The 21,445-nt window shown below is 63.7% G+C and carries 20 protein-coding genes and 1 tRNA gene; 10 read left to right on the top strand and 11 right to left on the bottom strand.

What is annotated here, in order from left to right; translation table 11 throughout:
* Window positions 1–139: 139 nt before the first annotated feature.
* The gene (gene rpoD / locus GR328_RS02240; protein WP_160882880.1) at window positions 140–2,131 is read left to right on the top strand and encodes an RNA polymerase sigma factor RpoD; all 1,992 of its coding nucleotides are present in this window, start codon (window positions 140–142) and stop codon (window positions 2,129–2,131) included.
* A 399-nt stretch (window positions 2,132–2,530) separates the two neighbouring features.
* On the opposite strand, the gene GR328_RS02235 is transcribed toward rpoD, so the two are convergent.
* Complete coding sequence (locus GR328_RS02235) at window positions 2,531–3,790, bottom strand: MgtC/SapB family protein (protein WP_160882879.1); 1,260 nt, start codon at window positions 3,788–3,790, stop codon at window positions 2,531–2,533.
* Window positions 3,791–4,005: 215 nt separating this feature from the next.
* On the opposite strand from GR328_RS02235, the gene GR328_RS02230 reads away from it, so the two are divergent.
* Complete coding sequence (locus GR328_RS02230) at window positions 4,006–4,413, top strand: CidA/LrgA family protein (protein ID WP_160882878.1); 408 nt, start codon at window positions 4,006–4,008, stop codon at window positions 4,411–4,413.
* Window positions 4,410–5,132: an LrgB family protein gene (locus tag GR328_RS02225; RefSeq protein ID WP_160882877.1), complete on the top strand. Its 723-nt coding sequence runs from the start codon at window positions 4,410–4,412 to the stop codon at window positions 5,130–5,132. The genes GR328_RS02230 and GR328_RS02225 overlap by 4 nt, the downstream gene beginning before the upstream one ends.
* Here GR328_RS02225 and GR328_RS02220 read toward each other — a convergent pair whose 3' ends face one another.
* Entirely contained in the window at window positions 5,133–6,206 is a 1,074-nt protein-coding gene (locus GR328_RS02220) for a serine hydrolase domain-containing protein (RefSeq protein WP_160882876.1), read from the bottom strand.
* A 118-nt stretch (window positions 6,207–6,324) separates the two neighbouring features.
* Entirely contained in the window at window positions 6,325–7,491 is a 1,167-nt protein-coding gene (locus GR328_RS02215; RefSeq protein WP_160882875.1) for a CAP domain-containing protein, read from the bottom strand.
* A gap of 290 nt (window positions 7,492–7,781) precedes the next feature.
* Here GR328_RS02215 and GR328_RS02210 point away from each other — a divergent pair, with 290 nt between their 5' ends.
* Together GR328_RS02210 and GR328_RS02205 are read left to right on the top strand one after the other, a co-directional pair.
* Window positions 7,782–8,252, top strand: a complete 471-nt coding sequence (locus GR328_RS02210; protein WP_160882874.1) for a YkgJ family cysteine cluster protein — start codon at window positions 7,782–7,784, stop codon at window positions 8,250–8,252.
* A gap of 135 nt (window positions 8,253–8,387) precedes the next feature.
* Window positions 8,388–9,605: an MFS transporter gene (locus GR328_RS02205; RefSeq protein ID WP_160882873.1), complete on the top strand. Its 1,218-nt coding sequence runs from the start codon at window positions 8,388–8,390 to the stop codon at window positions 9,603–9,605.
* A gap of 104 nt (window positions 9,606–9,709) precedes the next feature.
* Here the strand turns inward: GR328_RS02205 and GR328_RS02200 are convergent, their stop codons facing one another.
* The 5 genes from GR328_RS02200 to GR328_RS02180 all read right to left on the bottom strand — a co-directional run bounded on the left by GR328_RS02200 (window position 9,710) and on the right by GR328_RS02180 (window position 13,098).
* Window positions 9,710–10,798, bottom strand: coding sequence for a bifunctional transcriptional activator/DNA repair enzyme AdaA (locus GR328_RS02200; protein ID WP_160882872.1), 1,089 nt, complete (start codon window positions 10,796–10,798; stop codon window positions 9,710–9,712).
* 114 nt (window positions 10,799–10,912) lie between these two features.
* A complete protein-coding gene (locus tag GR328_RS28150) occupies window positions 10,913–11,374 on the bottom strand; it encodes a cupredoxin domain-containing protein (protein ID WP_160882871.1) in 462 nt (153 codons plus the stop codon).
* Window positions 11,347–12,072, bottom strand: coding sequence for a cytochrome c peroxidase (locus tag GR328_RS02190; RefSeq protein ID WP_160882870.1), 726 nt, complete (start codon window positions 12,070–12,072; stop codon window positions 11,347–11,349). Before GR328_RS02190 ends, GR328_RS28150 begins: the two co-directional genes overlap by 28 nt.
* Window positions 12,069–12,806 (bottom strand): hypothetical protein, encoded by a 738-nt coding sequence (locus GR328_RS02185; protein ID WP_160882869.1) that lies wholly within the window; start codon window positions 12,804–12,806, stop codon window positions 12,069–12,071. Before GR328_RS02185 ends, GR328_RS02190 begins: the two co-directional genes overlap by 4 nt.
* Entirely contained in the window at window positions 12,736–13,098 is a 363-nt protein-coding gene (locus GR328_RS02180) for a hypothetical protein (protein WP_160882868.1), read from the bottom strand. The genes GR328_RS02185 and GR328_RS02180 overlap by 71 nt, the downstream gene beginning before the upstream one ends.
* A 127-nt stretch (window positions 13,099–13,225) precedes the next feature.
* On the opposite strand from GR328_RS02180, the gene GR328_RS02175 reads away from it, so the two are divergent.
* A complete protein-coding gene (locus tag GR328_RS02175; protein WP_160882867.1) occupies window positions 13,226–13,885 on the top strand; it encodes a Fe2+-dependent dioxygenase in 660 nt (219 codons plus the stop codon).
* Window positions 13,882–14,013, top strand: a complete 132-nt coding sequence (locus GR328_RS27915; RefSeq protein ID WP_281351893.1) for a hypothetical protein — start codon at window positions 13,882–13,884, stop codon at window positions 14,011–14,013. Before GR328_RS02175 ends, GR328_RS27915 begins: the two co-directional genes overlap by 4 nt.
* Window positions 14,014–14,040: 27 nt before the next feature.
* Here the strand turns inward: GR328_RS27915 and GR328_RS02170 are convergent, their stop codons facing one another.
* Window positions 14,041–14,661: a TIGR02466 family protein gene (locus tag GR328_RS02170; protein ID WP_160882866.1), complete on the bottom strand. Its 621-nt coding sequence runs from the start codon at window positions 14,659–14,661 to the stop codon at window positions 14,041–14,043.
* Between the two features lie 130 nt (window positions 14,662–14,791).
* On the opposite strand from GR328_RS02170, the gene GR328_RS02165 reads away from it, so the two are divergent.
* From GR328_RS02165 to GR328_RS02155, 3 genes are all read left to right on the top strand, one after another.
* Window positions 14,792–16,012 carry an adenylate/guanylate cyclase domain-containing protein gene (locus GR328_RS02165; RefSeq protein WP_160882865.1) on the top strand — a complete coding sequence of 407 codons (1,221 nt, stop codon included), beginning with the start codon at window positions 14,792–14,794 and terminating at the stop codon, window positions 16,010–16,012.
* Between the two features lie 122 nt (window positions 16,013–16,134).
* Window positions 16,135–16,210, top strand: a tRNA-Ile gene (locus tag GR328_RS02160).
* Between the two features lie 403 nt (window positions 16,211–16,613).
* Window positions 16,614–17,651, top strand: a complete 1,038-nt coding sequence (locus tag GR328_RS02155; protein ID WP_160882864.1) for an LLM class flavin-dependent oxidoreductase — start codon at window positions 16,614–16,616, stop codon at window positions 17,649–17,651.
* Between the two features lie 88 nt (window positions 17,652–17,739).
* Here GR328_RS02155 and htpG read toward each other — a convergent pair whose 3' ends face one another.
* Window positions 17,740–19,620 (bottom strand): molecular chaperone HtpG, encoded by a 1,881-nt coding sequence (htpG, locus tag GR328_RS02150; RefSeq protein ID WP_160882863.1) that lies wholly within the window; start codon window positions 19,618–19,620, stop codon window positions 17,740–17,742.
* Window positions 19,621–20,231: 611 nt separating this feature from the next.
* Window positions 20,232–21,383, bottom strand: a complete 1,152-nt coding sequence (solA, locus tag GR328_RS02145; RefSeq protein ID WP_160882862.1) for an N-methyl-L-tryptophan oxidase — start codon at window positions 21,381–21,383, stop codon at window positions 20,232–20,234.
* Window positions 21,384–21,445: the final 62 nt, after the last annotated feature.

Genomic DNA, 21,445 nt, shown 5'->3' with positions numbered 1-21,445 from the left:
AGATGGTTAACGGTTAGTCAAGTGACTTGCTGTTGAATGGATGAGGATTTCCGGGTGGCCGGGCCGAAGGCCTTGCTGCCCATTCGCGCATCGTCAGTCTCGCAGAGGAGGCTGATGGAGCGCCGGAGTAGAGCGAAGCATGGCGACGAAGGCAACCGAACGGGACGAAGGCGAGACGACAGCTCCGGAGCAAACGAGCGATGGGCCTCTGCTCGACCTGAGCGATGCCGCCGTTAAACGGATGATCAAGCTCGCGAAGAAGCGCGGCTATGTCACCTATGATGAGTTGAACGAGGTTCTGCCTCCGGAGGAGTTCTCCTCGGAGCAGATCGAGGACGTGCTTGGCCAGCTTTCCGAGATGGGCATCAACGTCGTCGAGTCGGAGGAGACGGAGGAGGGCGCTCAGGCCGACGCCGAGGAGGAGGAAGTCGATGGCGGCGACCTCGTCGAGGCGTCCCAGACCCGCGCCGTCGCGGTCCGCGAGACAACGGCCAAGGAGCCGACCGACCGCACGGACGATCCGGTGCGCATGTATCTGCGCGAGATGGGCTCGGTGGAGCTTCTCTCCCGCGAGGGCGAGATCGCCATCGCCAAGCGCATCGAGGCCGGCCGCGAAGCGATGATCGCGGGCCTCTGCGAGAGTCCGCTGACGTTCCAGGCGATCATCATCTGGCGCGACGAGCTCGTCGAGGGCCGGGTGCTCCTGCGCGACATCATCGATCTCGAGGCGACTTACGCCGGTCCCGACGGCAAGGGCGCGCCCAAGGTCGACGCCTTGGGCGAGGAGAGCGAGGACGAGACGCCCGAGGGCGACGAGGTCACGCCGCCGGAAGGCGAGATGGACGACGAGGACATGGAGAACAACGTGTCGCTCTCGGCCATGGAGGCCGAGCTGAAGCCACGCGTTCTCGAAACCTTTGACTCCATCGCCGACAACTACAAGAAGCTGCGCCGCCTGCAGGTCGAGCATGTGGAGCAGCGCATGCAGAACAAGCAGCTGACCCCGGCTCAGGAACGCAAGTACCGCGAGCTGAAGGCGGATATCGTTACTGCGGTGAAGTCGCTTTCGCTGAACAACAACCGCATCGAGGCGCTGGTCGAGCAGCTCTACGATATCAACAAGCGCCTCATCTCCCATGAGGGCCGCCTGATGCGCCTGGCCGAGAGCCACGGCGTCGCCCGCGAGGAGTTCCTCAAGCACTACCAGGGCTGGGAACTCGATCCGAAATGGGTGCTGCGCGTCTCCAAGCTCGGCGGAAGGGGCTGGAAGGACTTCGTCGCCAACGCGAAGGACGGCATCCATGACCTGCGCGAGCAGATCCACAATCTGGCGAGCGAGACCGGCCTGGAAATCCAGGAGTTCCGTCGCATCGTCATGATGGTGCAGAAGGGCGAGCGCGAGGCCCGTCAGGCGAAGAAAGAGATGATCGAGGCCAACCTGCGCCTCGTGATCTCCATCGCCAAGAAGTACACGAACCGCGGCCTCCAGTTCCTGGACCTGATCCAGGAGGGCAATATCGGTCTCATGAAGGCGGTCGACAAGTTCGAGTACCGGCGCGGTTACAAGTTCTCGACCTACGCCACCTGGTGGATCAGGCAGGCGATCACGCGCTCCATCGCGGATCAGGCCCGGACGATCCGCATCCCGGTGCACATGATCGAGACGATCAACAAGATCGTCCGCACCTCGCGCCAGATGCTGCACGAGATCGGCCGCGAGCCGACCCCGGAGGAGCTGGCCGAGAAGCTCGCCATGCCGCTGGAGAAGGTGCGCAAGGTCCTGAAGATCGCCAAGGAGCCGATTTCCCTCGAGACACCGATCGGCGACGAGGAGGATTCGCACCTCGGCGACTTCATCGAGGACAAGAACGCGATCCTGCCCATCGACGCGGCGATCCAATCGAACCTGCGCGAGACCACCACGCGCGTTCTCGCATCGCTCACGCCCCGCGAGGAGCGCGTGCTTCGCATGCGCTTCGGCATCGGCATGAACACGGACCACACCCTCGAAGAGGTCGGCCAGCAATTCTCGGTGACCCGCGAGCGTATCCGTCAGATCGAGGCGAAGGCGCTGCGCAAGCTGAAGCACCCTTCACGGTCGCGCAAGCTGCGGAGCTTCCTCGACAACTGAGACAATCGAAAAAGGCGGGCTTCGAGCCCGCCTTTTTCTTGGAGATAATGGGTTCGCTGGAGTTGCTCTTGGAGGAAAGGGTTATTGAAGCATGGTACGATCTTGACGACGACAGTGTGACCTGCACTTCCTCAAGCGAAGTGTATCGGCTGCAATCCGTCGGAGGTTGGTTGAAGGAACCAGTGTTCCTGCATCGCATTCACGCCGATTCTCTTGAGGCTGCTGTCGAACTCCGTGAGGAAAAGATGGACTGGGACAACTTCTGGGATCAGAGGGATCTGATTGCGGATTGTCCTCCGTGCAGGGTCCGCTACTTCTCACGCAGGTCCGCTTCATGCCCGCGCTGTGAGAGCATTGCCTGAGCAGGGGTTCTTGCTCCTGCTGTCATGTTTCATCGCGTCAGTTGAAAACGGCGAATGCCAGGCCGCCTGCCGCGATGGCAGCCATGCTCGTTCCCGATACGATCCATCCCGCCTTCTTCGTTCCCAGACTGAACGTCATTCCGGCCTTCACCAGGGTATTCACCGCCGTCGCGGTGCCGATGCCCAGCGCCGCCGTCGTGATCGTGACGCCATCGTGCGACAGGCGCGCCAGCGAGAGCGTGATCGCATCCACGTCCGCAATGCCCGAGAGTGCCGCGAGGAGGGTGAGACCGGCGCCGCCCATGGCATCGCTGACGAGCTTCGCCAGGAGGCTGATGACCGCGATGAGCGCTGCGAGCTGCAGGGCCATGGCGAGATCGAAGGGGTTTCTGACGCTGAGCCGGGGATGCTCCTCGCTGCCTCTGCCGTGTCTAAGGAGGAGCAGCCCCGCCACGGCGATCAGAACCAGCCCCGCCGCGCCCAGCGGCCACGCGAGGGGAATGAGGAGCGCCTGGTTCAGGGCGCTCGCGACGATTAGCACGCGCGCGACCATGACTACGCCCGACAGGAGTATGCCGCCGGCAAGCAGCGGACTCGCCGCCGGGTGCTCCCGCGCCATGCGTGCGAGCGTCACGGTCGTCGCCGTCGAGGAGGCCAGGCCGCCCGCGAGTGCCGCGAGCGCGACGCCCGCTTGGCTTCCCATGACGCGAACGGCCGCGTAGCCGGCGAACGAGATGGCCGCGATGATGATGGCAAGCAGCCAGATCTCGGACGGGTTGACTGTATCCCAAGGATCGATGGTTCGGTTCGGCAGAAGCGGCAACGCGAGAAACGTCATCGCCAGCAGGATGAGAACGGACCTGATCTCAAGCCATGTCAGGCGTCTCAGCCAGGTGTGGAGAGGCTGCTTGAGGGCGAGGATGAGGGTGACGATTACACTGGCCGCGATCGCCAGCTGCAGATCGCCCAGCACCGCGTAGGCGCCCAGGGAGAAGGTGATGAGACCGGCGACGACACTGGTGACGCTGAAGTTCCGCTCGGTCTTCGCCTCCAGCCAGGCGAAGGCGCCGAACGCCAGCGCGAAGCCTAGGAACGAGAGGCCGAGAAAAACGGGACTCGTATCGGCCGAGAGGAGGGCCGACAGAGCGCCGAGCAGGGCGGTCAGCGTATAGGTCCGCAACCCCGCCGTGCGCTCGCCCTCGGCCTCCTCGCGCTGGCGCCAGCCGCGCTCGAGGCCGATGAGAAGTCCGATGGCCAAGGCCACCACCAGACGCAGGAGAAGGGACGTGTCGTTCATGCCACATTCGTCGCCCAGCCCAGCATGACGTTACAGAACGAGCGCCGTCATGCCTCGTCGATGGAGCAGGTATCATAGCCAAGCTCTGGAAGACAGTCCGAGGGCGGCTCAGTCAGCCCGACCTTAGTATTCATTCCTTCCGCCAGGCTATGCTGCGGAATGTATATAGGACGACCTGCCATCCCTTCGTTCGCGTATCGCCCCAAGGACCGCCCATGATCGTCAGTTTGACCGTGATCCTTCTATGCCAGCTCATCGGGGAGGTGATCGTGCGAGGATTCGGCTGGCCGGTGCCAGGGCCTGTCCTCGGGATGCTGATTCTGCTGGCCGTGTTGAGCCTGCGCGGCCGGATCAGGAAATCGGTGCCCGAGTTCGGACGGGCCCTCGATTCCACGAGCAAGGGACTGCTTGCGCATCTGTCGCTCCTGTTCATCCCGGCGAGCGTCGGTGTCGTGCAGCGGCTCGACGTGCTGGCGGCGTACGGCGCGGGGCTCGTCGCGGCCCTGGTCGTCTCCACCTTCATCACGCTCGTCGTCACGGTGGTGACTTTCGTGGCCGTGTCGCGCTTGAGCGGTTCGTCGATGGATGATGCCGGCGCGACCGGCGCAGAGGAGAAACCATGACGGATCAGGCCTTCTCCCTCTGGGTTTATCTCTCGCAGACGCCGCTGCTCTGGCTCGTCGTGACGCTGGGCGCCTACGTGGTCGCCGACCGCATCTCCCAGGCCTTCGGCCGCCATCCCCTGTGCAACCCGGTTCTGGTCTCAGTCATCGCGGTCGCGCTCGTGCTCTGGGCCACGAACACGTCCTATGCGGTTTATTTCGAAGGCGCGAAATTCGTGCATTTCCTGCTCGGTCCCGCTACCGTCGCGCTCGCCATTCCGCTCTACCAGAACCGCCGCATCGTGCTGCGCGCCATCGTGCCGATGGCGGCGGCGCTGATCGTGGGCTCCGTCACGGCCATCGTCTCGGCGGTGGCCTTGGCGCGAATGTTCGACATGCCCCGCTCGATTCTCGTCTCGCTCGCGCCGAAATCCGTGACGGCGCCGGTCGGCATGGGCATCGCGGAAACGTTGGGCGGCGATCCCGCGCTGACGGCCATTCTCATCATGCTCACCGGCGTCGTCGGCTCCGTTATGGTGACGCCGCTCATGAATGCGCTACGCATGAAGGATTGGCGGGCTCGCGGCTTCGCCGTCGGCTTGGCCTCCCATGGCATCGGCACCGCGCGGGCCTTTCAGGTGAACTCGCTCGCGGGCACCTTTGCCGGCATCGCCATGGGGCTCAACGCCCTTGTCACGGCCCTGCTGCTGCCGCTCGTGCTGCAATGGATGGTCGAATGATCACGGCGTCGGCACGGTGCTGCCCGTGGCCTGCGGATCATCCGGCCCTGCTTCGAGGGCGGGAATGATCGAATCCGCCACGAGGGCGTGGAGCTGACCGATGTAATTGCCCTCTCGCGAGGGCTCCGTCGGGTCCGAGGTCATGACGGCCGTCATCCCGAGGCTCGGCGCCACGTAGACCATCTGCCCGCCGAAGCCCCAGGCATAGTAGACCATGTGTCCGCGCATCTCGCGCATGTACCAGCCATAGCCGTAGCTGTCGCCCGTGAACGGCGAGGACGTGCGGGGCTGCCAGGATTCCCTGACCCAGCTTTCCGGCAGAACGCGCTTGCCCTCGATGGTGCCGCCCTGACGATAGGTCTCACCGAAGCGCAGCAGGGCGCGCGGCGACAGCGCCATTTCGTTGCCGCCGAGATAGATGCCTTGCGGATCGCGGGTCCATGGCGGCACCATCACTTCGAGAGGCTCGCCGAGCCATTCGCGCGCCAGCTCCAAGGTGCTGCGCTTCGAGGCTTTCGTGAGCGCGGCCGAGAGCAAGTGCGTGCTGCCGGTCGAATAGAGCATGCGCCCGCCAGGCTCGTCCACGAAGGGCCTCGTCAGAGCGTAACGAACCCAGTTGTCGCTGCTGATCCATGCGCCGTAATTGGGTCCGGATGTCCGCTCCAGTCCCGCTTGCATGGAGAGGAGATGACCGATGGTGATCTGGCGGACCCGCTCGTCGGCGTTCTGCGGTACGCTCGAGCCGAGAAGTTCCGCGACAGGCTGATCGACACCTTTGAAAATGCCGCGCTCGATGGCGATGCCGACGAGCGCGGAGAGGATGCTCTTGGATGCAGACTTGATGTTGGTCGGACGCTCGAGGCTGGCGTTGCCGAAGGTCTGCTCCGCCACGATGATCCCATGCCGCGACACGATGAGGGAGCGAAGGTTCTCGAGTTCCTTCGCGCGCTCGAGGGTCGCCGTCATGATCCCGGGGGCGGCCTTGGGCTTTTGCAAAGGCTGAGCCGCAAGGTTCAACGGCCAAGCCAGGACGAGGAGAATAGCCCCCGTCCGGAGGATATCGAATGTCCGCATGTTTCGTCAGGTATCCGTTCCGTGTGCGGACAGTTAAACGCTTCAGGCGCGGAGCGTTTCCCTCCGGCTGGACCTGCACGGGATTGTGAGAAGGGCTCCGAGACCGCCGAGCAGGATTCTAAAACAGGAAATCCGTCACGCCCATCACGGCTTTCTGAATGTTCAGCAGGGCGATCGATTGGCCATTGGCCTTGACGATCACGTCGTCCGCCCTCCCGTCGCTGTCGGCGTTGACCTGTGTGATCGACAAGGCGCCGAAGTTCAGGGAATTGCCGCGCAGGTCGATGCGATCGATGCCGTCCTGGAAGCCGGAGATCCTGTCGGATCCCCATCGTCCCGCGAATTGGAAGACGTCAGCGTCGGCGCCACCGATGAGAAAGTCGTTCCCGGCTCCTCCATCAAGCCTGTCCCTGCCGCTTTCTCCGTGGAGCGTGTCGTTCCCGGTATCGCCGCGCAGCGTGTCATTTCCGGATCTGCCATAGAGCTTGTCGTTCCCCGCGCCGGCCTTGATCAGGTCCACTCCCGACGATCCATAAAGGATGTTCGCAGCCGTCGTGCCGGTGACCGTCTTGATCATGGCAGGATCGATGAGATCGAGCTTCACGTTGCTGGCGCCGATCGTCACCTGCTTCGTGACCGGGACGAGGCCGCCCCCGGAGTAAGTGATCTTGTAGGTGCCGGCCGCCAGCGCGAGGCTGTAGCCGCCCGCGCTCCCCGAGGCCGTGGTGTAGCGCGCGCCGGTGGAGCTCACCGCAATAACCGTCACGCTCCCCAGCGCCTCGCCCACATCATAGAAGCGATCGCCGTCCTTGTCGTCCATGGTGACGCCGGTGAGGAACGCCTTCGTGCCGGAGCGCGCAAAGTTCTCGGTCACGAAGGCGCCATTCCAGCCCCGATAATCGCCCGTATTGAAACCGATTCCGATCTCGCGGAACGTGCCGTTCAGGATATTGGCCTTGTGGCCTGGGCTGTTCATGAGATTGGTGTGCAGAAGCTGCACCTCGTCCTGATATCCCGAGGGGCCGCGGGTGCTGGCCCAGGCGATGTTCTCCGCCGATGACCAGGAGCCGCTGAAGATATAGCCCGCGCTCTTCATGCGGGCCGTCGGCGTCGAACCGCTCACGCCTGTGTGGGAGAACGTGTCGCTCGCGATCATCCAATTCGTGTGAGCATCCGCAGATTTGTTGAGAGAGCCGTTGAAGGCCAGAGGCTGGACGCCCGCCTTGGCCCGGGCGGAATTCACAAGTTCGAGCATGAGCTGCTCGTAAGCCGTCGCCTGTGACATGAGGAATACCCCTTATCGCTTGTTTGTTGTTGTCCGGGCCCGTTCATCTCCGCGCCGCTTGCCGGGGTTTGACTAGTTTTCAATTGGGAAGAACTTGTGGCGGCGCGATGCCGGGGAACGACGGGCGAAGTTCCCGACCTTGGCCGTGCGGCGTCTCGCGCTGCGGCCTGCGAATGATGTGAGATATGGGCTGCCGATGGACGGAAGACGGAAAGGTGCTGGAATGATGGCGCGACTCCTATAGATATCATCGCTCATCGATTCCGGCCTGGCGCATAGCAGGAGCATTCATGTCCGAACGCGTGATCAAGGACGACCAGCCGCGTGTCTATTTCGACTGCAACAAGTGCCCGGCCTTCTGCTGCTCGATCTATGAGCGCGTGGTGGTCACGAAGCGCGACATCACGCGACTGGCGAAGTATTTCGGCGTTTCCTTCGATGAGGCCCGCGAGCGCTACACGACGGCTTTCGAGGGGGAGCGCGTGCTCAAGCGGGTCAAGGACAAGATCTTCGAGAAGACCTGCATGTTCCTGGACCAGAAGTCCCGCGGCTGCTCGATCTATCACGGGCGCCCGGCGGTCTGCCGCGCCTATCCGGGCCGGTCGCGCTGCGTCTATTACGACGTCCTGCGGTTCGAGCGGACCCAGCAGGGCGACGACAGCGTGGTGCCGCTGGTCAAGATCACCTTCCACGAGGTCGAGGAAGAGACGGAGCCTTACGCGGACGGGCCGGAGCGGGTTTACGAATGGGACGAGAAATGAGCCCGCGCCCATTGCCGACGTAACAACCCTGCCTTGCAGGATCCGATGGGATCATGAGGGAGCAATCTGGTATATAGCCGCCTTGGAAACGCCTCACAGGGCCGGGCTCACCTCGGCCTAACCTCAAGAACGCCCATGGATACCAAGTCGCCTGCCTTCGCCGCTCCGGCCCGGACCTCCATCGAGCGGGTGACCGTCCCCATTCTGGCGGCGATCAGCGTCTCTCATCTCCTCAATGACCTGATCCAGTCCCTTCTGCCGGCGATCTACCCGATCCTCAAGGCGAATTTCCGGCTCGATTTCGGCCAGATCGGCCTGCTCACGCTCACCTTCCAGCTCACCGCCTCCCTGCTGCAGCCGCTCGTGGGCATCTATACCGACAGGAAGCCGCAGCCCTTCTCGCTGGTGGTTGGCATGGGCTTCACGCTCGTCGGCCTGCTCACGCTGTCGCGCGCGGGCTCCTATCCGCTGCTGCTTCTCGGCGCGGCCCTGGTGGGCATGGGCTCCTCCGTGTTCCACCCGGAATCCTCCCGCGTGGCCCGCATGGCCTCGGGCGGGCGGCACGGCCTGGCGCAGTCGGTCTTTCAGGTCGGCGGCAATGCGGGCTCCGCCCTCGGGCCGCTGCTCGCCGCCTTCATCGTTGTGCCATTCGGCCAGGCGAGCATCGCCTGGTTCTCGGGGGTCGCGCTCATCGCCATGATGATCCTGTTCAACGTGGGATGCTGGTACCGGGCGAGGCTCGCGGACCTGAAGGCCAAGCCGCGCGCCGCGGCAACCGCGTCGATCCTGTCGAGGAAGCGAATCGCCGTCTCCATCGCGATCCTGATGCTGCTCGTGTTCTCGAAGAACTTCTACACGGCCAGCATCTCCAGCTATTTCACGTTCTATCTCATCTCCAAGTTCCAGCTGTCCGTGCAGGAGGCGCAGATCCATCTCTTCGTGTTCCTCGGCGCCGTGGCCGCGGGTACGGTGATCGGCGGCCCCGTCGGCGACAGGATCGGACGGCGCTACGTGATCTGGATCTCGATCCTCGGCGTGCTGCCGTTCACGCTGCTGCTGCCCTATGTCAGCCTCTTCTGGACCACGGTTCTGAGCGTCGTCATTGGTCTCGTCCTGGCCTCCGCCTTCTCTGCGATTCTGGTCTACGCAACGGAGCTTGTGCCGGGCCGCGTAGGCATGATCGCGGGCCTGTTCTTCGGCTTGTCCTTCGGCATGGGCGGCCTGGGCGCTGCGGTGCTCGGGGAACTCGCCGACCTGACCAGCGTCGAGACGGTCTACAAGGTCGTGTCGTTCCTGCCCGCCATCGGACTGCTCACCTATTTCCTGCCGAAGATCGAAAAGGCTCGCGCCTAAGGCGCAGTGCCCCAGAGCTGATTCGGTTGACGTGAAATCAATTCGCCCCGTTGGTTTGCCGCGTTCTCTGGCGGCGATCCGGATCAGCTTCGCCGAAGCATGCTCTAGAAGGAAAGCTCCGCCTGTCCTGAGCTGCGCGACGGCGTCATGGCGTGACCGGCCATGCGCCGCTCGTGTTCGAGCAGCCATTTCTTGCGCCAGAGCTTACCGCCATAGCCCGTGAGGGACCCGTCGGCACCGATCACGCGGTGGCAAGGAACGATGACGGCCACCTGATTGGCCCCATTGGCGCGCGCCACGGCGCGGGGCGCATCAGGGCGTCCGATCAGGCGTGCGATCTCCCCGTAGCTGCGCGTGTCCCCAACCGGAATCCGTCGCAAAGCGTCCCATACGCTTGCCTCGAAGACGCTCCCTCTCTGCACGACCGGGACGTCAAGGGAGGACGATCGGCCGGAGAAGTAGCGCTCGACCTGGAAAGACAGCTTTTCCAGAATGGAGCTGTCCCCGAAACAGATGGCACCGACACGGGTTCTGAGCCGCGCGATTTCGGTGGGAAGCGCCGTGCGGTCCGCGAACTCGAGAAGGTGCACGCCGGTACCGTCCGCGATCGCCAGCATGGCACCGATGGGCGTGTCCAGCCAACGCGCCGTCAGAATGGGCTGTCCCGTTGCGCGCGCGGGCGCATCGCCGACAAGCTTTGTGATCGCTTCCCGGAAACCGCTTCCGGACTCGTATCCGGCATCCAGCTGCGCATCCATGACGGAACCTCCTTGCCGCAAACGGCCGACAGCAACTCCTAGACGCTGGGATCGGGCATATTGAGCGAAGGTGACGCCATATTCGCGCTGAAAGGCGCGACGGGCCGTGGAGGGATCGTAACCGAGCGCTCGCACGTCTTCGGCGCTCCACCTCCGCTCGGGCTCGGTTCTGATTCTCTCGCGCAGGGTTTCCAGGGCACCGCTCGCCGGTCTCCGGCGTTCCAGGGGCTTGCAGCGCAAGCAGGGGCGGAAGCCTGCTTCCTGAGCGTCCTCGCAGCTTCCGAAGAAGATTACGTTGCTGCGCTTCGGCTTGCGGGCCGGACAGGTGAGGCGGCAGAAAATGCCGGTGGTCTTCACACCCGCATAGGCGAAACCCTCATAGGAAGGGTCACGGGCGATCAGGGCGGCAAAGAGAGTATCGTCATCGCTGTGCATAGTCCTCTTTTACCTGAGAACGGGGAGCTGCGCCGCCGGAAACGAGGCGTTGATTCCATCGGCTGGAGCATGAGGGCGACTCTAAGGCGGATCCCCTTTCCTGGGCCCGATGCTCTAGCGTCTCCGGGCGGAAGTCACGTCGACGCTCAGACGCATTTCGGGATGAATGCCGCAGATGATGTCGTAATGGCCCGGCCGGTCGAAGCCGATGGTCACCGTATCGCCGGGATTCTGTCCGTCGGAGTTGAAGCTCATGTTCGGGCCGTCCACGCGCATGTTGTGCGTGCGCGTGTCGTCGTTGAGGATGCGCAGGGCCTCGCCCGCTTTCAGCAGGATCGCGCCGGGCGAGAAGCGCCTGTCCTTCTGGCTCACCGTCGTGGCGGCGACGGCCTGCGCCGTCACGCCCCAGGTGATGGTCTTCGGCGGAAGGCTCACAGGACGCGGGGGATCCTCGCTCGAGAGCGTGTTGAGGAATGCGACGAGCTGCGCCCGCTCGGTTTCACCGAGGTCGATGGCCCGCGGAAGATCCGCGGAGAGGGTGGAGCGGTTCACGATACCTGTCGCATAATGGTCCACCCCGTCCTCGAGGGTGGAGAGAGAGAGCCGTCATGCATGTAGGGCGCGCTCCACACGCGCTCGCGCGGACTCGGCGTCCTAAACGCCTGATCCGCGGCTTTTGCGCCGAGCACGGGCCCGCGTTCCTTGTCGCTGCTTGGCAGGCCGATGTCATGGAAGGCTTCGTCCGTGAAGCGCCAGCCCTGGTGACAGGCAACGCAGCGCGCTTTGCCGACGAAGAGGGACAGACCGGCGATCTCGTCCTGATCGAGGGCCCTGTCGTCGCCCTTCACCCAGCGATCGAAGCGCGTCTCCGGCGAGACCAAGATACGCGCGAGGGCGGCGAGAGCCTTCGTGAGGCTGTCGCGCGTGACGGCGGGATCTTCGGGAAAAGCCGCCGCAAAGGACTTCCGCATCAGCGGATCGGCGGCGAGCGTCTCGATGGCGCGTCTGAGATCGCCTCCCATCTCGCGCTTGTTCTCGACGGGGCCGGCTGCCTGCGCCTCCAGGCTCGGCGCGCGGCCGTCCCAGAACCAGGAGAGGCCCCAGGCCATGTTCCAGAGAGGCGGCGTGCGCCGGTCGAGGGGCTTGCCGTCGAGGCCGAGGTGACGGTCGACGCCGTCCGAGAAGGACGGCTCCGCCTGGTGGCAGGTGGAGCAGGAAACGTCACCTGAGCCCGACAGGCGCGTGTCCTCGAAAAGGGTTGCGCCCAGCCTCACCTTTTCGGGCGTTGCCGGGTTGTCGGCAGGGACGGGCGCGTGGCCGGGACGCGCGAAAACCTGCCGCTGTTGATCGACATCGAGGGAGCGGGCTTTTCCGCGGCTCCCCCGGCGAGCGTGGCGATCATCAGGACGGGCGCAACCCGCCGCAGATGTGACAGGCCTTCACGCACGGTGAGCGTTACAGGAAGTTTCCGAGCTGAAGCTCGAACTTGGCGACGGCGCTCGGAAACTCGCCCGCATCCTTCACCGGCTGCTTGGGAGGCGTCACGGCGGGGAACACGGCCTTCAGGTCGTCGAGGCTCGCCTTTCTTCGCGGCCTCTGCGTCTTTCGCGTTTGCCTCCTGCATCACCGTGCCGACGAGGCGATCCGCTTCGAGCACGAAGCCGCGCGCATCCTGATACTCGACCACATTGGCGATGCGGTTCTCCTCGACGGCTTCCTCGTATTCGTCCGCCGCCCGCTGCAGCACTTCAAGCGCCGTTTCGAGCGTGAAGTAGAGCCCTCTCGTCTCCTTTGCGCGAACGGCCGTCTCGGCGGCGGCCAGCCGCTCGTCAAGGGCTGCGCGGGCGCGGGCATAGGCGTCCTTGTTCTTCGCCCTCACGGTCTGCGACAGGGACTTCAGAGCCGCCTGGCAGGGCGCGATGTTGAAGGCCTTCAGATCATCGCGAAGGCTCGCATAGATTGCCTCTTCCGGGTGCAGGAAGTGGGGCAGGGCAGCGGCCCGCCTCAATCAGCTCGTTGCCGACCATCAGGTGGCCACGAATCATCTCGATGCCGCGATAGAGATGCAGAGACGGAGCGAGTTTCTCGGCGCCTGCGCCTTCGCCACCCTCGCCCTCTCCGCCGGCTGTCGCCGGAGCGGCGTGGCCCCGATGCGCCCGGGCGAGCTGCGGCAGGTGTTGGGGCGTCTGGACCTCGATCGTGGCCTGAGGCGTGGCGGGTACAGCGGCGGCCTGCGGGCCGACCGGGGCTGCGACGAGAACCGCGGTGCTCAGGCCCGCCCAAATCTTACGCTTTTTCATCATTCCCCCTCCCGACGGGCCGAGACCGACCGGCGGCTGGCTTGGGAGATTCAAAAATTCGTAATCTTTGCAATTGCTTAGCTGCATTCTATGAGGCCGGAATGCAAGTCGGAGGGTTGGCTGGACCATGTTGATCACTCTTGCGGATATCCTGTCCCCCAGCGAGATCGAAGAGGTCCGCGCCACGCTCGGCTCCATGCGGTTCGAGGACGGGCGCGCCCCGGCGGGCTGCAGCGCCAAGCTCGTGAAGGACAACGAGCAGGCGCGCGAAGGGGCCGCCCTCACGCTCCTGCGGGAGCGGGTGACGAAGGCCATGAGTTCGAATCAGGTCTTCGTACTCGCCGCGCGGCCCAGGGCGCTGACGCCGCTCCTCTTCAGCCGCTACACGGAAGGCAGGCACTATGGCTCCCACGTGGACAATCTGCTGATGAACGGCGTGCGGACGGATGTGTCATTCACGCTCTTCCTTGCGGATCCCGAATCCTACGATGGCGGCGAACTCGTCATCGAGTCTGTCTCCGGCGAGGTGGAGATCAAACTCTCGGCGGGGCATCTGGTGGCCTACGATTCGACAAGCCTGCACCGGGTCGCGCCGGTCACGCGGGGCGAGCGCCTCGTGGCTGTGGGCTGGGCCCAAAGCTATGTGCGGGACAGCGCCAAGCGCGAACTCCTGTTCGGTCTCGAAACAGCGCGGCGCAACCCCTGCGCTCAAGCCGGCAAGACGTCGGAATTCGACCTGCTCGCCAAGAACAGCGCCAACCTGATCCGGATGTGGGCTGAGGTGTGAGTCGGCGCGCCGCATCGGCGGGCGTCGCTTTCGTCATCTCCGAGCCTGACCCGGTGGGGCAGCGTCTCGTGATGTCGCGGTTCAATGACGCAGACGACCGCGACAGGCGCGGCCATGACGACGAGTGACGCTAATGTGTTCTCGCCCCGCTCGCCCTACTGCCAGGCATAGTTGAAGCTGATGCTGATGCGCTCGCTGTCCGCCTCGTTCAGCGGCACCTCGTGGCGCAGCCAGCTTTCCCAGAGCAGCACCGTGCCGGGAGCGGGCTTCATATAGGCGAACTGCCGGTTCTCGGGCTTGGCCTTGGCCTTGCGCGGCGGGGCCGCCATCATGAAGCCGAGGCGCGGATCCTCGAGCTTGAGCGCGCTCGCGCCTTCCGGAATCGTGACGTAATAGGTGCCGCTGATCACCGAATGCGGGTGGATGTGGGAGGTGTGAATGCCGCCGGGCGGCAGGATGTTGATCCACAGACTGTCCATCACGAGCTTGCGGCCCTGAAGGTCGTATTCGAGCTCCTTGGCGAAGGCGGCCACGTGCTTGTCGATCTCCTTCAGCAGGTCGCCGAACACCGGCACCCGCCAGGGCAGATCGTTGAGGGAGGCATAGGAGGTGTAGCCCGGATATCCGTTCTTGGCGCACCAGCGCTGGCCGGCTTCGTCGTCCTCGGCGATGGACAGGCAGGCTCCCTCGAGTTCGGCGTTGCGGCGCTGGGCCTTCTCGCCGGTCAGTTCGGCCCGGTAGATCTTGGTGACGAATAGCGTATCGATGCTTGGCATGGTCCGGCTCTATGACGACGGGAGGGATCTGTCAAAATGATTGCCCTTTTGAGGCGCATAGCATCTTTTCTCAAGTCATTCCTCCCGGTGTCTTGAAGGGGCCGCGGGGGCAACACACCTTGGCCATATGATGTCGTTTTCTTCCCTGGCAGCCCTTCCGGGCGATCTTCTGTCCCTCGCCCGCAGCCTCGATGCGGAAACGCTCCCGCGGGTTATCGCGCTGCGGGACTGGCTCGTGACCACGGCTGCCAGGACGGAGGATTCGAACGAGGTCCTGACCGGCTTCCTCAACCGGCTCATCGAGCTCGGACTGCCGATCGACCGGGCCGTGTCGGCCATCGAGGCGCTCCATTCCGAATATGCAGGGATCGGGCGTTTCTGGACCCGGGAGGAGGGGACGATCGTCCGCTACCTCCCGCATGGCGACCGGCGCGAGGCGATCTATCAGACAAGCCCCTTCGCCTATGTGAACCGCACCGGCGAGTGGCTCGTCCTCGATCTCGCGGACACGCCCGATGATCTCTTCCCGGTCGTTCCGGAGCTGAAGCAGGCGGGATATCGCCATTACCTGACGATCCCGATCCGCTTCACCAACGGGGCGGAGAACGCGATCTCCTTTGCGACCCGCTCGCCGGAAGGATTCGGCCGGCGGGGATTGACGATCCTGCGCCTCGTGATCCCGTCCTTCGCGCTGGTCACGGAGCTGCGGGCCACCAGCAACCGGCTCGACGAGGTGCTGCGCATCTACGTGGGCGACGATCCTCACAAGGCCATTCTCTCGGGCGCCATCCAGCGCGGGCAGGTGACGCGGATCCGTTCCGCGATCCTCTTCGCCGACATGCGCGAATACACGCGCATCTCCTCCTCCTTAAGCCCCGAGAGCGCGGTGGAGCTGTTGAACAATTATTTCGACTGCCTCGTGCCGCCCATCGAGGACGAGGGCGGCGAGGTGCTGAAGTACCTGGGCGACGGGCTTCTCGCCATCATGCGCGACCGCGGCGACGACACAGGCGGAGCCGCGCAATCGGCGCTGACCGCAGCCACGAAGGCATTACGGCGGATCGAAGCCGCGAACAACGAGGGGCGTTTCCCGGTACAGATCAATGTGGGCTTCGCCCTGCATCATGGCGATGCGGCCTACGGCAATGTGGGCTCAGGGCAGCGGCTCGACTTCACGGTGATCGGACGGGACGTGAACCTCGCAAGCCGCATCGCCGACCTCAACAAGCGCCTCGGCGAGCCGCTGCTCATGTCGAAGCCTTTCGTGGAGCATCTGTGGGGCAATCCCCACCCGCTGGGGTCCCATGCCGTCGAGGGGTTCGAGGAAGAGGTCGAAGTCTACCGGCCCTGACGCATCGGGCGGAGAGCGGGGTGCAGCCGCCCGGGCTGCGGCCTGGGCAAGGGGACGTTCCGTCAAACAGGGGGTGACGAACAGCTCCGCCTCGGCTAGATGATATTGGACCTTCCCTGGAAGGGCCTGTAGCTCAATGGTTAGAGCCGGCCGCTCATAACGGTCTGGTTGCAGGTTCGAGTCCTGCCGGGCCCACCACCCAGACCATATTCCTGGTGCATTCGGCTTGTCTCTGGAAAAGCCTCCAAATATCTGCGCTTAACAGTCCGTTTTTGCCGTTTAACCTGTCTCTCAAGGGCTTTAGCCCGCGCCGGGCCTCGCCGTCAGCCTTCTTCTCGGGAGCTCTTCACCTCCTTTTCCGGCCGTCAGCGACCGGTATGCAGGAGACCAGTTCGCACGAGGACAGAGACTGGTTCGCGTTTCGAACTTTGACCCTGATTTTTCAGGAGCGGAGGTTCTCCGAATCATTTTCTGACAGACGGCCAGGTGGACATCTGGGAACTGTTCCAAACCCTTCCGCCACAATGTTTGGCGCTTTCTCTTCACAGAGAAGATGTAAGAGACGTTACTGAATCAGCGACCCCGCAGGAGAACAGTCACCATGGAAATCGGGCTCTATACCTTCGGCGATGTCGGCGTCGATCCTGTGACGGGGCACCGGACCGGACCGGCGGAGCGACTCCGCAATCTAGTGGAGGAGATCGTCCTGGCCGACCAGGCGGGGCTGGATGTGTTTGGTCTCGGCGAGCATCACCGGCCAGACTATGCAGTTTCAGCACCCGCCGTGGCACTAGCAGCCGCAGCAACGCAAACAAGGCGCATTCGCCTGACAAGCGCCGTGACGGTGCTCAGCTCCGACGATCCGATCCGCGTGTTTCAGCAATTCGCCACCCTCGACAATCTCAGCCAGGGGAGAGCCGAGATCATGGCGGGCCGTGGCTCCTTCATCGAGTCTTTTCCGCTCTTCGGCTACGACCTTGACGATTACGACACGCTCTTTGCCGAGAAGCTGCAACTTCTGATGCAGCTCAACGAAAGCGAGCAGGTCAGCTGGCCGGGCGGGAAGCATACTCCCCTGATCACAGGCCGCGGCGTCTATCCGCGGCCTTATCAGGGGAAACTGCCGATCTGGATCGCCGTCGGCGGGACACCGCAGTCCCTTGCTCGCGCCGGGGTGCTCAACCTGCCATTGGCTCTCGCCATCATCGGGGGAGAGCCAGCGCGTTTTGCGCCCCTGTTCGACCTCTACCGGCAGGCGGCCCAGCGCGCAGGCCACGATCCGGCAGCCCTGAAGACATCGATCAATGTGCACGGCTTTGTCGCCACGACGACGCAAGAGGCTGCCGACACCTTCTATGCCCCGCAGGCGGAGGTGATGAACCGGATTGGGCGGGAACGGGGCTGGCCGCCGACCAGCCGTGCGCAGTTCGACGCCGCGCGGGGGCCACATGGCGCACTCTTTGTCGGAAGTCCTGCGGAGGTGACCGACAAGATCCTAGCGGCGCATGAGATCTTCCGGTTCGACCGCTTCCTGATCCAGATGGCTATTGGCGTGATGGACCATGTCAAACTGATGAAGGCGATTGAGATCTTCGGAACGAGGGTGGCGCCGGAGGTGCGAAAGGCGCTCCGGTCATGATGGTAGGCGGCATGAACGGACTTCTGAGAAACGGCAGTAGGCGGCCGTTGGCGACCACGCCTCCGCGAAGATCATTCGCCGTTGCCCCTTACGGCACGCACCGCCGCATCACCCTAGCGAGCCGCTGTGAGAATGCCTTTGCATCAGCCGGGAGTTCACCGTCCATGATCCGAGCCTCGTCCAACAGGAGATGAGCCGCGTCTTCGCGCAGAGCCTGCTGATCCTCGCCCAGGTTGGCCAGGGCCACGACGAGATCATGGCGCGGGTTGATCTCCAGAACAGGTTTTGCGGCGGAGGTCAGCTGACCGGCCCGGGCCAGAAGCCGCTCGAGCTGACGGTCCATGGCGGTCTCGGAGGCTACTAGGCAAACAGCGCTTTCCGTCAGCCGCTCGGAAGCGCGGACGTCCGCGACAGCCTCGCCCAGGGTGGCCTTCACAGACTGGATGAAACTCGACACGGAGTCCGTTACGGTCGCGTTCGAGCCCTCCTTTGCCCCGATGAGCGGGATCTGCGCCAGGTCAGCCGCACCTTGGGTGACTGACTTGAACGGCTTGCCCTCGAAATCGACGCCAGCCGTGACCCAGAAACTGTCGACCGGATCAGGCAGCAGCAGCACCTCGATGCCGCGGGACCGGAAGCCTTCCAGCTGCGGCGAGGCCTCAAGCCGGGCGAGATCCGTTCCGGTCACATAGTAGATCGCGGTCTGGTTCTCCTTGAGAGAGCCGATATAGTCCTTGAGCGAGCGCCATGCGCCACCCGAGGCAGTGGTCTTGAACCGGGCCAAGCCCAGCAGTGTCTGGCGCCGCTCGAAATCCTCGTAGAGCCCCTCCTTCAGCACCGGACCGAAGGTCTCCCAGACCTTGATATAGGCCTCGGCATTGTTCTGCGCGAGCTTCTCGAGCTCGCTGAGCACCCGGCTGGTCACGCCTTTCTTGATCGCGGCTAGGAGAGGGCTCTCCTGGATCATCTCGCGCGAGACGTTGAGCGGCAGGTCCGCCGAGTCGACCAGTCCACGTACGAAGCGCAGATAGCGCGGCAGGATCTCGGCCTCGTCGGTGATGAAGACCCGCTTCACATAGAGCTTCATCCGCCCGTGACGATCGGGATCGAACAGGTCGAAGGGCGTGGAGCCCGGCACGAAGGCCAGCGCCGTGTATTCGTGCCGGCCCTCGGCTCGGAAATGCACCGTCAGGGCCGGCTCGTCGAACTGGCCGGCCACGCTGCGGTAGAAATCCGTGTACTCCTCAGGCGTGATCTCGGAGCGCGGCTTAACCCAGAGGGCGGCGCCATCGGCGAGCTCCTGCGGCTCCGCGCCAGGCTTCTCGACAAGGAAGACCGGCACGGGAACGTGGCCCGACTGCTCCTTGACGATGCGCTCGAGCCGGTAGCGCTCGGTGTAGGAGGCAGCGTCCTCCATCAGGTGCAGAATCACACGGGTGCCGCGCAGCGGCGCCTCATCAGTTGCAATGGGCGTGACCGTATAGGAGCCCTTGCCGTCGGACGACCAGAGCGTGGCCTCCTCGCTGCCTGCACGGTGTGAGACGACATCGACTCGGTCTGCTACCATGAACGCGGAGTAGAAGCCGACGCCGAACTGCCCGATGAGTTGAGCCCCTTTGTCCTCCTGGATCCGCTCCATGAAGGCCCTGGTCCCCGAGCGTGCGATGGTGCCGAGTGCCTCAATCATTTCGTCGCGGCTCATACCAATGCCGTTGTCCTCGACCGACAGACGGCGATTCTCGGCGTCGATCAGCAGCGTGATCCGGGCTTTGAGATCATCGCCGAGCAGGGCAGGGTTAGAGATCGCCTCGTAACGCAGCTTCTCGCAGGCGTCGGCCGCATTCGAGATCAACTCGCGCAGGAAGACGTCCTTGTCGGAATAGACAGAGTGCACCATCAGGTGCAGCAGCTTGGTGACATCAGCCTCGAAGGAGTGACTCTCAGGGACGGTGGTGTCAGCTGTCGACATGGCGTGAGATGAACCTTGTTGCTCCGGCGGACGATGAGATGGACCTGAACGGTCACGATTTCAAGCCTCGGGTAACCCTCAACTCAAGCCGGCGCCTTGAAGAATTATCTCGAAAAGGCGGGTGTGTTTGCCCGCGAAGACATTGGGTTGACAGGATTGGTAGATCCATCTCAGCGAAGATGATGAAAGCGTGAAAAGCAGGGCTTACCTTCTCGGGTCAGCCCAGTCGGTCAGCGAATGTTCCTACGCCCCGCTCGCGCTCTATGGCCTGACCCACTTCGCCGTGCCATGCCCGCACCTGGCGAGGCCCGCACCTGGCGAGGCCCGCACCTGGCGAGGCCCGCACCTTGGCGAGGCCCGCACCCGGCGAGGCGGTTGATCAGTCGTTCTAGAGTTTCGAACCACCTCCACGCCGAGAAGGGCTCCAGCGACAGCCAACCTTGCGGCGAGGGACTCGAGACCGGATCGCCTTCGACAGGACCCGAAAATCCGGCTTCCCCATGCCCCTTTGCTCGATCTCCTCGCGGGCCATCGGCCGAGAGCATCACACCGGAGGGTGATGCTATTGCCACGATATGTCGTATCAGGTCGATTACTCCAGGACTGCTCGATTACTCCAGGACTGCTGATGTCTCTTCAAACCGTTTCATATTGAACAGCGAGAGATCCAGTTTGCTGGCTCCCGTGGTTGCGAGGTCCGCCAATATCTCGCCAATGACACTCGCGAACTTGAAACCATGACCGGAGCAGGGGGACGCCACCACCACCTCCGGGGCTCCCGGAAGGGTGTCGATCACGAAGTGCTCGTCCGGAGTGTTGGTGAACAGGCAGGTGGCGAGCCGGAGCGTCGGCCCGTCGGCATCGGGGAACATGTACCGGATGCCCTTGCGAAGAGCTTCTTCATCGGCAGGGGTCGGTTCGCGGGAAAGCTCGTCGGCGTGGCCGGTCTCATGAAAATGATGATAGAGGCCGATCTTGAACCCTGGGATGCCCCAGGTCGGGAATTGGTAGAAGTGGCCGACCTCAGACTTGATGTTGGAAACAGGAAAAACCTCTGGCCGAAACAGGTCTGGCTTCTGCGGCAGGAACCAGCCCAAGACTTGGCGCTCCGGCACAGCCTTTGTGGTGAGAGCGGGAATGAGATCGGAAATCCACCCGCCCGCTGAAACGACCACCCGTCCGGCCTCATAGCGGTCTTTGTCTGTTACGACCACCACCCGCCCGTTGGCAGGCTCGATGGCGATGACCTTCTCCCGTCCATGGATTTCGGCTCCGGCTGCGACTGCCAGGGATACATGGGCCAGGATGGCGCGTTCAGATGCCACGAACCCTGCCTCTGGCTGAAAGACGATGGCGTAATGGTCCGGGAGCTTGTAGCCGGGAAACCGCTGTGTGGTTTCACGAGCGGTGAGGACTTCATGCGCGAGGTCATGCTCCCGGCACGCCATCAACGCCCCCTGAACAATCTGGCTGTCTTCCGTCCCCGCATCGATGCCGCCCGTGACGAACAACAATTGCTCACGGGTCAGCTGCTCGGCCTCCCGCCACAGCTCATAGGCACGGCGAAGGAGGGGGACATAGTTGGGATGCTCGAAATAGGCGAGACGGATGATCCGATTCAACCCGTGGGAGGAACCCATGCTGTGCCCGAGATCAAACCGTTCGATGCCGAGTACCTTCTGACCACGGCGAGCCAAGTGCCACAACGTGGCGGACCCCATGCCGCCAATGCCGATCACGATGGTGTCGAACGATTTCATCATGAAATGCCCCAGGGATGATGGATGATGTAGGAGCCAGCTTACCGGTTGGTGAACACCGAGCA

It is taken from the genome of Microvirga makkahensis, from assembly GCF_009830105.1.
GTDB lineage: Bacteria > Pseudomonadota > Alphaproteobacteria > Rhizobiales > Beijerinckiaceae > Microvirga > Microvirga makkahensis.
Note: the sequence above shows the minus strand (reverse complement) of the source record. Positions and strands in the feature narration are given on the sequence as shown.

What these genes read in the sequence shown, in the direction of transcription:
- rpoD (WP_160882880.1), top strand. Translation starts at nt 140, where the DNA reads ATGGCGACGAAGGCAACCGAACGGGACGAAGGCGAGACGACAGCTCCG.
- GR328_RS02235 (WP_160882879.1), bottom strand. Translation starts at nt 3,790, where the DNA reads ATGAACGACACGTCCCTTCTCCTGCGTCTGGTGGTGGCCTTGGCCATC.
- GR328_RS02230 (WP_160882878.1), top strand. Translation starts at nt 4,006, where the DNA reads ATGATCGTCAGTTTGACCGTGATCCTTCTATGCCAGCTCATCGGGGAG.
- GR328_RS02225 (WP_160882877.1), top strand. Translation starts at nt 4,410, where the DNA reads ATGACGGATCAGGCCTTCTCCCTCTGGGTTTATCTCTCGCAGACGCCG.
- GR328_RS02220 (WP_160882876.1), bottom strand. Translation starts at nt 6,206, where the DNA reads ATGCGGACATTCGATATCCTCCGGACGGGGGCTATTCTCCTCGTCCTG.
- GR328_RS02215 (WP_160882875.1), bottom strand. Translation starts at nt 7,491, where the DNA reads ATGTCACAGGCGACGGCTTACGAGCAGCTCATGCTCGAACTTGTGAAT.
- GR328_RS02210 (WP_160882874.1), top strand. Translation starts at nt 7,782, where the DNA reads ATGTCCGAACGCGTGATCAAGGACGACCAGCCGCGTGTCTATTTCGAC.
- GR328_RS02205 (WP_160882873.1), top strand. Translation starts at nt 8,388, where the DNA reads ATGGATACCAAGTCGCCTGCCTTCGCCGCTCCGGCCCGGACCTCCATC.
- GR328_RS02200 (WP_160882872.1), bottom strand. Translation starts at nt 10,798, where the DNA reads ATGCACAGCGATGACGATACTCTCTTTGCCGCCCTGATCGCCCGTGAC.
- GR328_RS02180 (WP_160882868.1), bottom strand. Translation starts at nt 13,098, where the DNA reads ATGAAAAAGCGTAAGATTTGGGCGGGCCTGAGCACCGCGGTTCTCGTC.
- GR328_RS02175 (WP_160882867.1), top strand. Translation starts at nt 13,226, where the DNA reads ATGTTGATCACTCTTGCGGATATCCTGTCCCCCAGCGAGATCGAAGAG.
- GR328_RS02170 (WP_160882866.1), bottom strand. Translation starts at nt 14,661, where the DNA reads ATGCCAAGCATCGATACGCTATTCGTCACCAAGATCTACCGGGCCGAA.
- GR328_RS02165 (WP_160882865.1), top strand. Translation starts at nt 14,792, where the DNA reads ATGTCGTTTTCTTCCCTGGCAGCCCTTCCGGGCGATCTTCTGTCCCTC.
- GR328_RS02155 (WP_160882864.1), top strand. Translation starts at nt 16,614, where the DNA reads ATGGAAATCGGGCTCTATACCTTCGGCGATGTCGGCGTCGATCCTGTG.
- htpG (WP_160882863.1), bottom strand. Translation starts at nt 19,620, where the DNA reads ATGTCGACAGCTGACACCACCGTCCCTGAGAGTCACTCCTTCGAGGCT.
- solA (WP_160882862.1), bottom strand. Translation starts at nt 21,383, where the DNA reads ATGATGAAATCGTTCGACACCATCGTGATCGGCATTGGCGGCATGGGG.